15 protein-coding genes and 1 tRNA gene are annotated in these 14,978 nt (G+C 70.4%); 4 read left to right on the forward strand and 12 right to left on the reverse strand.

The features are described from left to right. The coding region (locus tag ACYVK5_RS02605; protein WP_460701735.1) for a hypothetical protein at positions 1–323 on the forward strand (323 nt) is incomplete at its 5' end. Positions 324–408: 85 nt separating this feature from the next. Here the strand turns inward: ACYVK5_RS02605 and ACYVK5_RS02610 are convergent. The 4 genes from ACYVK5_RS02610 to ACYVK5_RS02625 form a co-directional block, all read right to left on the reverse strand. Beyond that, the gene (locus tag ACYVK5_RS02610; RefSeq protein ID WP_460701736.1) at positions 409–810 is read right to left on the reverse strand and encodes a hypothetical protein; all 402 of its coding nucleotides are present in this window, start codon (positions 808–810) and stop codon (positions 409–411) included. Next, positions 807–1,238, reverse strand: a complete 432-nt coding sequence (locus ACYVK5_RS02615; protein ID WP_460701737.1) for a DUF7718 family protein — start codon at positions 1,236–1,238, stop codon at positions 807–809. Before ACYVK5_RS02615 ends, ACYVK5_RS02610 begins: the two co-directional genes overlap by 4 nt. Before the next feature lie 318 nt (positions 1,239–1,556). Next, positions 1,557–1,805 (reverse strand): hypothetical protein, encoded by a 249-nt coding sequence (locus ACYVK5_RS02620; protein WP_460701738.1) that lies wholly within the window; start codon positions 1,803–1,805, stop codon positions 1,557–1,559. After that, a complete protein-coding gene (locus tag ACYVK5_RS02625) occupies positions 1,802–2,617 on the reverse strand; it encodes an HAD family hydrolase (RefSeq protein WP_460701739.1) in 816 nt (271 codons plus the stop codon). Before ACYVK5_RS02625 ends, ACYVK5_RS02620 begins: the two co-directional genes overlap by 4 nt. A gap of 133 nt (positions 2,618–2,750) precedes the next feature. On the opposite strand from ACYVK5_RS02625, the gene ACYVK5_RS02630 reads away from it, so the two are divergent. After that, positions 2,751–3,986 (forward strand): helix-turn-helix domain-containing protein, encoded by a 1,236-nt coding sequence (locus ACYVK5_RS02630; protein ID WP_460701740.1) that lies wholly within the window; start codon positions 2,751–2,753, stop codon positions 3,984–3,986. Positions 3,987–4,128: 142 nt separating this feature from the next. On the opposite strand, the gene ACYVK5_RS02635 is transcribed toward ACYVK5_RS02630, so the two are convergent. From ACYVK5_RS02635 to ACYVK5_RS02655, 5 genes are all read right to left on the reverse strand, one after another. Next, positions 4,129–4,213 (reverse strand) — tRNA-Ser (locus ACYVK5_RS02635). 104 nt (positions 4,214–4,317) lie between these two features. After that, on the reverse strand, positions 4,318–4,869 hold the full coding sequence (locus tag ACYVK5_RS02640) for a GTP-binding protein (RefSeq protein ID WP_201845977.1): 552 nt from the start codon (positions 4,867–4,869) through the stop codon (positions 4,318–4,320). A 226-nt stretch (positions 4,870–5,095) separates the two neighbouring features. Then, on the reverse strand, positions 5,096–5,506 hold the full coding sequence (locus ACYVK5_RS02645) for a DUF742 domain-containing protein (protein ID WP_123812896.1): 411 nt from the start codon (positions 5,504–5,506) through the stop codon (positions 5,096–5,098). 10 nt (positions 5,507–5,516) lie between these two features. Continuing rightward, positions 5,517–5,966, reverse strand: coding sequence for a roadblock/LC7 domain-containing protein (locus ACYVK5_RS02650; protein ID WP_123812895.1), 450 nt, complete (start codon positions 5,964–5,966; stop codon positions 5,517–5,519). Positions 5,967–6,003: 37 nt separating this feature from the next. Further along, positions 6,004–10,245, reverse strand: a complete 4,242-nt coding sequence (locus ACYVK5_RS02655; RefSeq protein ID WP_460701741.1) for an ATP-binding protein — start codon at positions 10,243–10,245, stop codon at positions 6,004–6,006. 110 nt (positions 10,246–10,355) lie between these two features. On the opposite strand from ACYVK5_RS02655, the gene ACYVK5_RS02660 reads away from it, so the two are divergent. Continuing rightward, a complete protein-coding gene (locus ACYVK5_RS02660; protein ID WP_460701742.1) occupies positions 10,356–11,333 on the forward strand; it encodes an NAD(P)H-quinone oxidoreductase in 978 nt (325 codons plus the stop codon). A gap of 119 nt (positions 11,334–11,452) precedes the next feature. Then, positions 11,453–12,058: a bacterial proteasome activator family protein gene (locus tag ACYVK5_RS02665; RefSeq protein ID WP_460701743.1), complete on the forward strand. Its 606-nt coding sequence runs from the start codon at positions 11,453–11,455 to the stop codon at positions 12,056–12,058. 40 nt (positions 12,059–12,098) lie between these two features. On the opposite strand, the gene ACYVK5_RS02670 is transcribed toward ACYVK5_RS02665, so the two are convergent. The 3 genes from ACYVK5_RS02670 to dcd all read right to left on the reverse strand — a co-directional run bounded on the left by ACYVK5_RS02670 (position 12,099) and on the right by dcd (position 14,882). Next, entirely contained in the window at positions 12,099–12,959 is an 861-nt protein-coding gene (locus tag ACYVK5_RS02670) for an EamA family transporter (RefSeq protein ID WP_460701744.1), read from the reverse strand. 187 nt (positions 12,960–13,146) lie between these two features. Then, positions 13,147–14,268, reverse strand: a complete 1,122-nt coding sequence (locus ACYVK5_RS02675) for a hypothetical protein (RefSeq protein ID WP_460701745.1) — start codon at positions 14,266–14,268, stop codon at positions 13,147–13,149. Positions 14,269–14,306: 38 nt separating this feature from the next. Then, on the reverse strand, positions 14,307–14,882 hold the full coding sequence (dcd, locus tag ACYVK5_RS02680) for a dCTP deaminase (RefSeq protein WP_460701746.1): 576 nt from the start codon (positions 14,880–14,882) through the stop codon (positions 14,307–14,309). Positions 14,883–14,978: the final 96 nt, after the last annotated feature.

Below are 14,978 nucleotides of genomic sequence, written 5' to 3' on the forward strand. Positions count from 1 at the left end.
CGCGCTACGCGAAGGCGATCGTCGCCATCCTCACGGCCGCGCTCGGCGTTCTCGTGACCGCGCTGACCGACGACGTCGTGACCCTCGTGGAGGTGTTCGGCATCGCGATCGCCCTCGTGTCCGCGGTGTCGGTCTACCTCGTACCGAACCTGTCCGACGGCGTCGGCCGCTACGCCAAGGCCATCGTCGCCGTCGTCGGCACCGCCCTCCAGGCCGCCGTCCCCCTCGCGACCGAGGGCACCATCACCACGTCCGGCTGGCTGCTCATCCTGCTCGCCGCGCTCGGCGCCGTGTCCGTGGGGATCGTGCCGAACCGCGAGTAGCCTGAGTCCGTCGCCAACGGGCGTCGGTGACTCCACACAGAATCGCCCCCGCTCTCTTCGGAGAGCGGGGGCGATTCGTCATGCATCAGGCCGAGGCGAGCTCAAATGCCTCGGCAGAGATCTCCTGCTGTACCGAGATCGTGACCCGATGCTTGGCCTTGATCAGGTAGTCGGCGAGCATGCCGATCGTGGCGTCACCGCCAGTTGGCAGGTTCTGCTTCTTTCCACCAGCCTTCTTCTTGGAGAACTCAATGAAGGCGAGCGAAGTCGGCCGGCTCGGAAAGTAGACGGCAACGACCGCCGCGTCGCCGTCATCCTGACGCATCCGCGAGACGACCGAGTAGACCGTCTCCGCTTCACTGGCCGGGAACAGCGGTGTCCCCGACTCGTAGTTGTTGCGCTCAAGGATCCCACGGCCCTCCTCGGACGTGAGAAAATCAGTCAAGACCCGCGCAGCTTCAAGTCGACCCGCAGGGATATCGATCATTCGAACCACCCCTTCACGTACATCGGCCACGAATTTTGGCACAGATCGGTTGCTCTCTTGAACCACTGTTGCACGACTTGCTGGGAGCCACTCGCCGGTATCGTCTCCAACTCCTGACGCTCCTCCCTGCCATCCGGCCAGAACCTGTGATGGTGGACCGTGCCGTGCGAGGTGTCGATTCGGAACGCGTCCTGCCAATCGGCCAGTGAGTGCTCGCGGACCTGGATCGACACGCTGAAGTGAACGATCTTGTTCCTGTGGACCAATTGCGCCAGGTGGAGCCGGAACCGCCCATCGTCGTCCAGGTCGACTGGCGTCGTGAACGGGGTGCACTCGGCCTCCGGTGGCGGCTGGTACGCCGGAGGCGTGACCGACATGTCGGCCAGGCGCCGCTCAGCCCTCTTGGCCGAGTTCCGGTTCGTGCCCACACGGGTCCCCATCCTGTTGTGTCCAGGTCCACAATGGACCAAATCGTGATGGATGTCACTACATGGCTGCCCACTTCACCCGAGATCTCACCCGCCCGCCCGCAGACACCCGCCGACGACGGCCGTAGCGTGGAGGAGAACCGGGGCCGGGCCCCGTTCTCCGCCCGGCACCGCGCCGTCCGCTCTGGGTGGGCGGACGGTCAGAGCCCCGCCCGTCCCCATCGGGCGGGGCTCGCCGACGTCACTGCCACGCCCGCCGCACGACCAGCAGCACGACCAGCAGCACGACGTACCCCACCAACACCCAGGTCACCCAGATCACGACGTCGCCTCGTCCTCGGGTGCGAGCTCGCGGGCCAGGCACAGGACCTCGCCGAAGCCGATCCGCTTATCGACCGCCACGCGGATGGGCCATTTCCCGGGGATGTCGACGGCGACGACGGTCCCGACCGAGCCGAGCAGGATCTCCGGCCCGGCCACGCGCCGCACACGGTCGCCCACCTCCCACACGGGCGGGACGTACGCCGCCTCCCCGGCAAAGTCTTCCTCGCCCTCGAAGACACTCACCGGCCCACCTCCGCCGGTGTCCACCCGGCCACGGACCGCAACACGGCTAGCACGCCGTCGTCCGTGATCGTGCCGGTGATCTCATTCGCGGCGTCGCGCACGATCCCCCTGGCGTGGCCCATGGCGACGCCGCGGCCGGCCCAGCGAAGCATATCGACGTCGTTCGTCCCGTCGCCGACGGCGACCGTACGCGACGACGGGACGCCGACAGATGCCCGCACCCGCTCCAGCGCGGCGGCCTTGCTGACGCCGGCGGCGGTGACGTCGAGCCATCCGGAGTGTGGGGCGTCGGCGGTCATGCCCATGGCGTGGAAGTCGTGGACGAGCCAGCCGGCGCCGGGGCCGACGAGGGAGACGCGCGGTGTGGTGGCCACCCACATGCCCTCGAGGTTCGTCAGGTGCTGCGTGCCGGGCAGTTCGTGCGCCTCGAACCGTTCGGTGACTCGGTAGCCCTCGCCGGGGATCTCGGCCGCGATGCGTACGCGCTGCTTCGGGGCGACGTGCCGGACGATCTTCTCGACGTCCACGTTGCTGCGTTCTACGACGGAGATCTTCCCGCCTCCGATGCGGGCCGTGATCGCGCCGTTGGACGCCACGATCCACCCGTCGCGCAACTTGAGCCACAGGGCGGCCTGGGTGGCACCGAGCAGCGATCGGCCCGTGGCGAGTACGACGCTGTGGCCGCCCTGCACGAGGTGGCCGACGGTCTCGACGACGGCGTCCGACGGCGGGCTGCCCGTCTGCAGCAGGGTGCCGTCGACGTCGATGGCGAGGAGACATGGCGATGCTGAAAGTTCAGTGCGTGATGTCATGAGATCGACGGTAAATAGCGCCACGGCGAGCAAGGGGGACAAAGTGTCCCCCTCGCAAATGGGGGACAGGTCTATCCGGGACGGAAGTGCGGTCGTACTCTGGAATGACCATCCGCATCGCCAGGGAGTAGTTATGACGGAGCTGCCCGAAGAACTGACCACCGGTGAGCGCATCCGGATTCTGCGGGAACGGCGAGGACTATCGCGCCCCGTGCTCGCCGGTCTCGTCGGCCGATCCCCGGATTGGCTCAAGCAGATCGAGAACGGGAAGCGCCAGCTCCGATCGATCACGCACCTCGTCCGACTCGCGACTGCACTGCGCGTGTCCGACGTCGCGGCGCTGACCGGCGGGGACCTGAGCGTTCCCACGGACGCCGTCGGCAAGCTGTCGCACGAGTCCGTCCCGAAGATCCGCGCAGCGATGCATGGCGTCAGCTTCGGCGGCCCGGTAACTCTGGGCCCGGTGAGCCCGGAAGAACTCGCGGGCCGCGTCGATGCCGCGTGGCGCCTCTGGCACGCCAGCGCCCACCAGCGCACCGAGGTCGGCGCCCTGCTACCCGACCTCATCCGCGACGCACACGCCTGCATCAGGACCCACCACGGCAAGGAACGCCGCGCCGCCCACGCGGCCACCGCCGACGGCTACCGCCTCGTTCAGCGACTGCTCGCACACATCTGCGAGCCCGAGCTGTACTGGCTCGCCGTGGACCGCGGACGCAACCACAGCGAGGAAGCCGACAGCCCCCTGTCGCTGGCGCTCGCCGCCTGGTCCACCGCGATCGGGCAGCGTGCCGCCGGCTACTCCGAGGAGGCCGTCCAGACTGACGAGGCCGGCATGGCGCTGCTGCGCGCCCAGCTCGAGGACGAGGCGCCCGAAGTACTCAGCGTCTACGGGTCGCTCAACATCCAGGCCGCCATCTCTACCGGCCTCGACGGCCGCGCCGGCGACAGCGGCCGATACCTCGCTACGGCGGACCTCGCCGCCCAGAGCCTGCCCCCCGGGTACACGCACACCTTGACCGCGTTCGACGGATACAACGTCGCCATCAACGGCGTCAGCGCGGCCGTGGGACTCATGACACCCGGCGAGGCGCTGCGGCGCTCCGAGTCCATCGACCCGGCCGGCATCAGCTCCCTGGAGCGACGCTCGCGCCTCCTGCTCGATCTGGCGGCCGGGTACCAGCAGAAGCGCGAGACCGCAGCGGCCGTGCACTACCTCGGGCACGCGCACCGCGTGAGCCCCGAGGGCGTGCGCTACATTCCGATGGCGAGGTCACTGGCGGCGGAGATCGCCCGGTCGGCCACGGGCCCGCTCAAGGGTGAGGCCGTCGAGCTCGCGGAGGCTGTCGGCGTCGGCGCCGCGGCGTAGCGCGTACGAGAGAACGACGAAGGGCCCCGACGGGAAGTCGGGGCCCTTCGCCGTCGGACCGTCTGCGCCATTTCTGCGCCAATCTCAGCCGTCCAGCCAGCGACGGAAACCCAAGAAATGGACAAACACACTGGTCATGAAGCGGAGGGCGAGGGATTCGAACCCCCGGTGCGTTGCCGCACAACGGTTTTCAAGACCGTCACATTAGGCCGCTCTGTCAGCCCTCCCGGTGCCGGACAAGTCTAACGGCGGGCCGCCCGTCCATGGACAGCCCGCCGTTCGGCGGGGCACCTCGGCGGTGCTCCGTCGGCGAACCTGGCTCGGTCGCTCCTCAGCCCTGCTTGCCGGCGCGCAGCTGGCGCATCGCGAGCTGCACGAGGGCGATGAGGGTCTGCTTGGTCGCCGCGCGCGAGCGGGCGTCCGTGTAGAGCATCGGCACGTGCTCGGGGATCTGGAGCGCCTCGCGAACGTCCTCGAGCCGGTGCTTCGCCACGCCGTCGAAGCAGTTCACGCCGACGACGAACGGGATGTTGCGCGACTCGAAGTAGTCGATCGCCGGGAAGCACTGCTCCAGTCGGTCCGTGTCCACCAGGACGACGGCACCGATCGCACCGCGCACCAGGTCGTCCCACATGAACAGGAAGCGGTCCTGGCCGGGCGTCCCGAAGAGGTAGAGCCACAGGTTGCCCGGCAGCTCCACGCGGCCGAAGTCCATGGCCACCGTGGTGGTGGTCTTGCGGTCGGTGACACCACCGGCGTCGTCCACGCCCACCGAGTGCTCCGTCATGGCGGCCTCGGTGTTGAGGGGCTCGACGTCGGAGATCGAACCGATGAACGTCGTCTTGCCGACGGCGAATCCGCCGGCGACGACGATCTTCACCACGGTGGGGGCGGTGCGTTCACCGGCCGGCTGCGCGGCGGATCCCGCCTTGCCGGACGGAGGCTGCTGAACTACCGGCGGGGCGGGCTGCGTGGGCTGGGCCGAGCGCGGCCCGGCGGACGGTGCCGTGGGCGCGGACCCGCCCCCGCCGAGGACGCTCTGCCGAGCGGGAGCACCCGTCGCGGAATCGGACACCGGCGCCCAGTTCGGGCCGGCGCCGGTCCCGTTGCTAGAGGGCGGAAATGCCATTCAGAACACTCTCCAAGACACTGAGCGACAGGCCCGAGTTCGAGCTTCCATGGCCTGTGTGGACGTTGACGGGGGTCGAGGTGTGCACCGTGATGTGCCCCTCCTCCTGCATGTCCGCCACGAGGATCCGGACGACACCGAGGGGCAGCCGAAGCAGAGCGGAGAGCTCGGCGATCGACACGTACGTGTGCGCAGCGTGCTGGAGGATCGCGCGCTTCTCGGGGGGAAGGCCCTGACCGGTGACCGCCCCGGGCATCACCTCGACAAGAGCCTCGAGCGGCAGGTCGGACATCGCCGACCGCACACGGCCTCCGGTGACCGCGTAGGGCCGGACCGTCGAGGTTTCATGGACATCGGCGGACCCCTGGGAACCCAAAGGTGCGTACGTCATCGTCTATGCCTCATCCCAGACTGGCGGCTCGGGTCTGCCCGTCGACCGGGAGACTGCCACGCATCTCCGAGATCAACTGCGGCGTCAGGGTGGCCTCGGTACGGGACACCATCAGGGCCATCTCGTAGCCGATCAGGCCGATATCGCAGGTCGCCTCCGCGACGACGCCCAGGACGGAGCCGTTGGACACGTTCATCAGGAAGAGGAAGCCGTTGTCCATCTCGATGATCGACTGGCGAACGTTCCCGCCGTTGAGCTGGCGTGAGGCGCCGCGGGTGAGACTCGACATTCCGGAGACGATCGCGGCCAGCTGGTCGCCGCTGGTGCGGTCGAGCTGATCGGACATCGCCATGAGCAGACCGTCGGCAGACACCACGAGGGTGTGGCGGCTACCGGGGACGGTACGCACGAAGTTGTCGAGCAGCCACCCGAAATTGGTTGCTTCGGTGCTGAGGGTCACTTCTGTTCCTCCTAGTCAGAATCCACAGACGCGCTTGTCACCGCGGCTGCGGCGCTGAGTCAGGGACATCATTCATCGTCGAGGGGGACCACGTCGAGCCCCCCTCGTCGTTCTTGTTTCCAGGGTCGTGCTCTGTCCCGCTCTGGTCCACGGCTTCGTCGCGTCCACGCACGGTAGCCGACTGGAAGGCCGACAGTCGCGAGCGGAGCTGCTCGGGATCACGCTCGATGCGAGCCGAGTGCTTCTCCACGGCCGGGTCCGCCCCCGTTCCGGACGCTCCGCGCGTTCGGCGCGTGAGTCCGGTCGGAGCTGCTCCGCCCGCCGACGCCGAGACGGTGGAGACGGTCTCGGGCCGGTAGGAGTCGCTCACATCGTCTTCCTGATAAGCCCCCCGGTTGAGGAGGCTGGTCATTTCCTCGTACAGGGTGGCCGACGCCACCCACTCCGACCTGGCCTCCACCGAGTCACGCACGTACTCGCGGTCCAGGGGGTTCGTGCCGTCGCTGTCGGAGCCCGGCGTACGCCGGGTCAGCGACGCCGGGTCGCCGTACGACGGGTCGTACACGGCACCGGTCGGATACGGATCGCGGAACTCGACGCCACCGGACGACGGGGACGGCGAAGGCGTCTCGACGGCCGGGGCCGGTGCGTACATCTGCGGCGCCGGAGCCGCGGAGGCGACCGGCGGACGCGTCGCGTCGGCCGGGGGCATCGGCACGGCCTCCGTGGCCGGGCCACCCACCAGGGGCACCGCGGCCTGCGAGGCACGCGAGTGCACCGGGCTCGTCGCGGGCTCCGGAGCCGGGACCGCGGTCCGCGGCACGGCCGACGTCTCCGGGTTCACCACCGTGTGAGCCCGGGTCTCCTCCATCGCTCGCTGGTAGCCCTCCTGGTACCCACGCTGGTAGGGCTCGGGGGGAGCGGCGGGCGCGGCAGGTGCCGGCGTCGGCGCGGACGACACCGCCGGGGTGTAGTCCGTCGGAGCGTGATCCGCCGGAGCATGCTCCCGCGGCGCGTAGTCGGTCGGCGCATAGTCCCGCGGCGCGTAGTCGGTCGGCGCGTAGTCGGTCGGCGCGTAGTCGGCCGGTGAGTAGTTCGCCGGTGAGTAGTCCGCCGGCATGTAGTCCGCCGGGGCGGCCTCGCTCGCCGTGGACGGCGCGGCCGGAGCCGGCTGCGGGACCGCGGTGGGCTGCGGGACCGACGAGATCGGAGCGCGTGAGGTGAGGGCGTGCTGTGCTTCCGGCTGGACGTCGGGCTGGTACGTACGCAACTCACCGGTGGCCGGCTGGCCGGGCTTGCGACCGAAGAGCCCGCGCTTGCCGGCCGGCTTGGCCTCCCGCACGGAACGACGGCTCGGCAGGTCCTGCATGAGCTCCTCGAACGCGGGCAGCGCTTCGTAACGCCCGTCGTCGTCGGCGTCCAGGGGCTGGGCGCCGAACGCGGCGGACGGCGGCACGTGCCCGGGCCGGACCTGCGGCTGGGAGGCGGTCATCGGGCGCTGCTGCTGCGGGATCCCGTTCGTCGGGGGCCGCTGCTGCTGCGGGATCCCGTTCGTCGGGGGCCGCACGCCGGCGGCCGCCGGGAACCGCATGATGTCCGTGTCCGGTCCGCCCGGCAGCGAGGCCGGGTCCTGCGTGACCGGATCGAGCTGCAGCGACTGCGACTCCGCCCCGTCGATGGTGTTCATCGACCGGAAGCTCGAGAAGAGCGCGCTGCGCTGGTCCACGTTCACCGGCGCCGGGGAGGTCTCCTCGAACACTGCCGCGGCCTCGGCCGCCGCAGCCGCCTCGGCTTCCTCCTGCTGCTTCTTCGCCGACGCACGGCTCGGCAGCGAGTTGCCCTGCGCCACGTCCTGCGGGGGCGTCCAGCCGGCCTCGTCGCCCGGCGCGATGTCCGGCATGGTCGGCGTCTGGATCTCCGGAAGGACGATCGAGCCGGTGGGCGTCGTCTGCATGCCCGTCGTGGGCGTCGACTGCCGGCGGCGCGGCATGCCCAGAGCGGTCGTGCCGTCCGTGAGTGCGTCGAGGTCGACCGGGACGGCCGCGGGAGGCTCGGGCATCGCCGGCGTGCCCATCGAACCCGCCGGGGCGGTCACCTGTGGCCGCCGCGGCGTGGGCGGCATCGAATCGCTGCCCGCCATGGGGAACGACGTCGTGCCGGGTGCGGCGGGCGCGACCGGCGGGGTCGGACCCGCGAAACCGTCCGGCATCCCGCCCACGCGCGCCGCGGCGGCCTGGGTGGACGCCTCCAGCGGGTCCGTCGGCTGCGGCAGCGGCAGCGAGTTGTCCGGCAGGAAGAGCACGGCCGGGAAGCGCACCGTGACGATGGTCCCGGTGCTCTCGGTGCCGGTACCGAACTCGACGCCGGCGCCGAGCCGGTCCGCCAGGCGACCGACCACGAAGAGGCCGAGGCGCTGGGCCCCGACGGCGTCGGAGGCCGCGTGGCTGGCGACCTTGGTGTTCGCCTCCGCGATCTCCTCCGGCGTCATGCCGAGGCCGTGGTCGCGGACGGTCACCGAGACGAAGTCCTCGGTGCGCTCGGTGGAGACCTCCACCGGAGTGTGCGGCTCGGAGAACATCGTCGCGTTCTCCAGCAGTTCGGCCAGCAGGTGCGCCGCGTTCAGCGCGTTGTGGCCCAGCATCATCGGGTCGCTGACGAGGTTGAGCCGCACACGGTCGTACAGCTCGATCTCGGACGACGCCGTACGGATCACGTCGGAGACCGGCATCGGCTGACGAACCCGGCGGCCGGAGTCGATGCCGGCGAGGACCAGCAGCGACTCGGCGTTGCGGCGCATTCGCGTCGCGAGGTGGTCGAGGCGGAAGAGGTTCGACAGGGTGGTCGGGTCTTCCTCGGAACGCTCCAGGTCGTCGAGGAACGCGAGCTGACGGTTCAGCAGCACCTGGTCGCGACGTGCCACGTTGACGAACATCTCGGCGATGGAGCCGCGGAGCGCTGCCTGTTCCCGCGCGACCTCGATGGTGGTGCGGTTCACGTCGTTGAACGCCGCGGCGAGCTGGCCGATCTCGTCCGAGGACTCGACGTTGATCGGGTCCAGGTCCATCGTCGGCGCCTGGCCGGGGACGGACACCTGCTCCACCAGGGTGGGCAGGCGGTCACGAACGACGCCGGCCGCCTGGGTCAGGCGGCGCAGCGGCGAGACCAGGCGGCGGGCGATCACGAGCGCGGTGATGATGGAGAAGGCGAGTGCGCCGATCGCGATGCCACCGGTGATCAAGGCGGTGTTGAAGGCTTCGCGGGCCTGCGACTCGGCGAGGCTCAGGGCGTCCTCGCGGATCTGGTCACGGACGATGCGGGTCTCCTCGACCCACGTCGCGGACTCGGCGCCGAACGAGCTGGCGAGAGCCGTGTTCTGCATCAGGTCCTGCTCGTTGCCCTGCAGGATCAGCGTACGGACCGTGCCGACGGAGCCGTCCATCGGTGGGACCTGGCGCTCACCAGGAATCTTGTCGAGCGCGAGGTTCGCCTCTTCCTCCTGGATGTCACCCAGGGTGATCTGCTCGAGGGCGCGCAGCACGATCGACCGGTCGATCTCCTTGCCGTCCCGCTGTGCCACCGCGGACGCCGTCAGGAGGTTGCCGATCAGGGGGCGCTCGTAGGTGTTGGTCAGCATCAGCTCGTCCAGGAGCTGGTGCGCCCGGATCCGCTCACCCAGGTCGCGGTTCGCCGTCGTGTCCGCGAGCTGCGTCATGACGTCGACGGAGTCGTCGATGAAGATGTTGTAGGCCCGAGTGACCTGCTGCTCCGCGATCGACTGATCCCGGACCTTGCGCTGGACCTCGAGGACCTCGGCGCGGTCGTAGATGGTCTGGTCGATGGCGCCCTTCACGCGCGGATCGAGGAAGCTCGTGTCGAGCGCCTTGAACTGCGCGTCGCGCTCGTCGAGGGCGTCGTTCGTCTGTTCCTGGGCCGACGGGAACGCGTAGACGATCTCGCCGTCCTCCTTGACGACCTTCCCGTCCTCGGTTCGCTCCGGCATCCCTTGCAGGAGAAGACCCTTGGCCTCGTCCGAGTTACAGGGATTCTGGCCCGGAATGCACGGGGCGGACGCGGCGATGGTCAGCGCACGTTCCTGTGCGAATGCCGTGCCCGCGTCGTCCTGCTGCTCGAGCGCCGCGACCAGATCGGCCGTCTGCTGCGCGCGCAGTGCCGACTCGATGGACGTCCAGGTGATGTACGCCGCCGCGATGATCATGACGAGGGCAGGCACAACCAGGGTCGCAAGAACTTTCCCGCGAACTCCCAACCTGCGGAACATGCGTACCTCTCTCCATCACTGTCCGCGATGTCGCGGAACGCGCTGGCGCGTGCTCCGGCACTCTCGCGGAGTGCGTACAAGTGACCGACGCCCGGCTAGGCTCCATCGGTGTGCGAGCCGTCACGATATCCGCAACCGGGCGCTCAGGGAAACTCTCCCTTTCGACCATATCTGACCCGGTTCCCGAGATAGGCGAAGTGCTGGTCAATGTTGCTGCGGCCGGCGTAAACCATGCTGACCTGCTGCAACGAGCCGGGCACTACCCTCCACCGACCGGTGCGCCCGACTGGCCGGGCCTCGAGATCTCCGGTGAGATCGCGCGTGTCGGTCCCGGCGTGTCGGGCTGGCACGCGGGAGATCGCGTGGTAGCTCTCCTCGACGGCGGCGGATATGCGGACCAGGTCACGGTACGCGCCACCCAGATCCTGCCGGCACCCCGCAGCCTAGACCTGATCGATGCCGCCGCGCTTCCCGAGGCCGTATGCACCGCGTGGGACAACCTCGTCACGGTCGGCCGGCTACGGGCCGGCGAGTGGGTCCTGCTCCATGGCGGATCGGGTGGCGTCGGCACCACCGCGATCCAGATCGCGAAGGCCCTGGGCGCGCGCGTCGCGACCACGGCCGGCGGCCCCGAGCGGGCCGCGCGATGCGCTGACCTGGGCGCGGACCAGTCGATCGACTACCGCACGCAGGACTTCGTCGAGCTGGTCCGCGAGGCGTCGGGCGGCGCCGGCGCCGACGTCGTGCTCGACGTCGTCGGCGCCGCCTACCTCACCGACAACGTGCGGGCGCTCGCTCCCGGCGGACGTCTCGTCGTCATCGGGCTGCAGCGAGGCCGACGGGGCGAGCTCGACCTCGCGGCACTCATGGCCAAGCGCGCGACGGTCACCGGGACGACCCTGCGCTCACGTCCCGCGGAGGAGAAGGCCGCCGTCGTCGCCGCCGTCAGGGAGCACGTGTGGCCGATGGTCGACGACGGACGGGTCCGGCCGGTCGTCCACGCGCGATTGCCGCTCGCGGAGGCTCAGGACGCCCACGATCTCCTGGAATCGGGCGAAGTGTTCGGCAAAGTGCTCCTGGTGCCCTGACCAAGCCCGGGAACGACGACGGAGTACCTCTGGCAATCATCTAGGGGAAGCCGCCGTGTCCATATCGTGATACGCGAGTCGGCTGCCGTCGATCACCCGGACACGGAAGACTGGGCGGCATGACCCACGCCGACGACACCCCGCCCGCATCGGACGACGACACCACGACCCCCGACCACGAGAACCACCCGCAGGTCGTCACGCCCGACGGCCACGCCGTCCGGGACTCCGACGACCAGCCCGACGAGCCGGAGGACGACACCGACGCCGAGGACGTGGTCGGCCAGGTGGAGGAACCGGCGAAGGTGATGCGCATCGGCGGCATGATCAAGCGGCTCCTCGACGAGGTCCGCGACGCGCCGCTCGACGACGCCGCCCGTACCCGCCTCGCCGAGGTGCACGAACGCTCCATCAAGGAACTCGAGGACGGGCTCTCCCCCGACCTCGTCGACGAGCTGCACCGCATCACGCTGCCGTTCACCGAACAGGACCCCCCGTCCGACGCCGAGCTCCGCGTGGCACACGCGCAGCTCGTGGGCTGGCTGGAGGGCCTCTTCCACGGGATACAGACCGCACTCGTCGCCCAGCAGATGGCAGCGCAGGCGCAGCTCACCGGTATGCGCCGCGCCCTCCCGCCCGGCACCCACGCCGGCCCCTTCCCGCCCGGCTCCGACGAGCAGAAGGACGGGCAGCACCACGAGCGAGGCCCCGGACAGTACCTCTGACTCCGCAAGACTCGGTCCGGCGCGCCCCGGTCCGCCCTGCTCACTCCGCCCGGGGCGGCGACAGCGCGATCGCCGCCGACACGCACAGCAACCCAACCACCTGCGCCACCCCGGGCACCTGCTGCAGCATCACCGCGCCCACCACGGCCGCCGTCGCCGGCAGCAGCGCGAGCAGGACGGCGAACGTCGCCGGCGGCACACGCCGCAGCACCACCTGCTCCAGTCCGTACGGCACCACCGACGAGCAGACGGCGACGACCACGAGAAGGAGGAACAGACCGCCGTCGGACACCACCGCGGGGGTGCTGTGCACGAAGAACGGCGCGAAGCAGAGCGAACCCACCGCCATGCCGATCGCGAGGCCGTCAATGCCCGCCCCGACGCGCGCGACGCGCCGCCCCAGCAGGATGTACAGGCCCCAGCAGGTCGCCGCGGCGAAGATCGCGCCGAGCCCGACGACGGCGTCGGCCCGGGACAGGCCGGAGTCGAGCGTGATGCCCGCGAGGAGCACCACGCCGAGGGCCGCCGCGCCGATCGCCGCCCGCGAGCGCCAGCCGCGCCCCGTCAGTGCGGCCACCACGACGGGACCGCAGAACTCGATCGCGACCGCGGTACCGAGAGGCAGGTACTCGATGGCGATGTAGAAGGCGAGATTCATGGCGGCAAGGACGACGCCGAACGCCGCCGACCAGCCGAGATCGCGGCGCGACCAGGTGCGGCGCCACGGCCGGCGCCACAGGACGAGCACCGCCGCGGAGAGGGCGATGCGCCACCAGCCGACCTCGGGGGCGCCGAGCCGCACGAACAGGCCGACCGCCACCGCCGCGCCGACGTACTGAGTCAGGCCCGAGACGACGAAGACCGCGGGCGCGGGAACGCGTTCCAATGGGCTGACAGGCACTGCGGGAGCCTAACTCTGTTTTCCGCAGCCGCCGGGCTCAACTCTGTCTTCCGGAGCCGCCGGGCTCAGCCCTGCGGGCGCTCCTGCGTCGCGTCCTCGGTCCTCGCAACCATTCCGGCGGCCCGGGACCGGTTGCGATCGCGGCGACGTGCCCAAGGCTGCTGAAGTCACTCCAAGGCAGCCCCGTCTACAGGTCGGCCGGGTCGACGAGGAACTCGTCCTCGTCGGCGATCTCGCCGCCGACGGCGTCCTGCACGCGGCCGGCGATGCGTGCGACCAGCTCGGCGGCGCGCTTGCGCGCGATGCGATGCTCCAGACCCGGCTGTTCCTGGTTGGCCTCGACCTGGTCCGGCGGCTCCCAGTGCACGCGGTAGCGGACGGCGCCGTCGGCCGTCCACGGGAGTCCGCGCAGCATCGGGGGAAGGTGCTCCTCGCCGGCCACCTCGACCACGACGATGCCGTCGACGCCGAGGTCGATCAGCAGCCCGTAGCCGTAGAGGACCTGCGGGCCCTGAAGTGCGGCGATGTCGAAGTCGTCGGCGGCGGCGTGGAGTTCCTTACGCCGCTCGGGATCCATCTTCTCGCCGGGGTAGAGCGGGCGGTCGGCGATGCCTGCGGGCGGGCCGCCCCACTCCTCCCCCTCCGTCGCGAGACGCGTGCGGGAGTGCAGGGGCCGGACGGTCGCGAGCGCGGCCTCGGGTTCGAGCCACACGTTCGAGTACACCGACATGTCGACGGCGACGTCGGCGTCGGGCGTGAGCACGACGCCGGTACCGGAGCGAGGCCCCGGACCGCCCGACGACGCCGTGGCGGAGGTCCACAGCCCGCCGACGTCGACGCGGAGCGAACCGCCCAGCCGGCGGGCCACCGCGACGAGCCAGGTCACCAGGCGGCCTTCCTCGCGTTCCGGGAGCCCCTTGGCGAACGCGCGCCCGATGCCGTCCCGGTCGCCGATGCTGAACGGGGGCTCGCCGCGCTCGCGGTGGCAGACGACGTCGAACACCATCGCGATACCGGGGGGCAGGCCGAGCTCGAACCCGTCGCCCTGTGGCGCGAACGGCCCCGTGAGGGTCGCGTGCCGGGAGACGCGCAGGATGCCGGGGGCGTTGCCCTTCGCCCGCGGGCCCTGCGGCGCGCTGGTGACGTCGCCGGGCAGGATCCCGGCCGGGGTGATGTCCCACCGCGTGGCAGTGAACCGAGAGGTGGCGAGCACCTCGACCTCGTCCACGGTGACGTCGCCGGGAAGGGCGAGCAGGTGTCGCGCCTGGTGGGCCTGACCCACACTGCGCGGTAGGGGCGAGTACGTCATGGAGCGTGAGCGTAGCCCGGTCTCCTGGTGGCGCCGGTTCAGACGTCGGTACGGTGGAAGGACTTCGAGGAGCGCGACGCCGTCGGGCCGCGTTGTCCCTGGTAGCGGGACCCGTACACGTCCGAGCCGTAGGGGTGCTCGGCGGGTGAGGACAGCCGGAAGAAGCACATCTGGCCGATCTTCATGCCCGGCCAGAGGGTGATGGGGAGCGTGGCGACGTTGCTGAGCTCGAGAGTGACGTGGCCGCCGAACCCCGGGTCGATGAATCCGGCGGTGCTGTGCGTGAGCAGGCCGAGCCTGCCGAGCGAGGACTTCCCCTCGAGGCGGGCGGCGACGTCGTCCGGGAGCGTGACGGACTCGTAGGTGGAGCCGAGCACGAACTCGCCCGGGTGCAGCACGAGCGGTTCGCCGGGCTCCACCTCGACGAGGCGGGTGAGGTCGGGCTGTTCCTGGCTCGGGTCGATGAAGGGGTACTTGTGGTTGTCGAAGAGCCGGAAGTATCTGTCGAGCCGGACATCGATGCTCGACGGCTGGATCATCTCCGCGTCGTACGGGTCCAGGGAGACGCGCCCGGCGTCGAGCTCGGCGCGGATGTCACGATCGGAGAGCAGCACGCGGACACGGTACTCGGCGTGAGCGAGGTCGGCAGGGTCGGTCCGACGGCGGTCGCGGCGTGGTCCGTCCGACGGCGGCCGTCGCGTGGTCGGTCC

It is taken from the genome of Myceligenerans halotolerans, assembly GCF_054782975.1.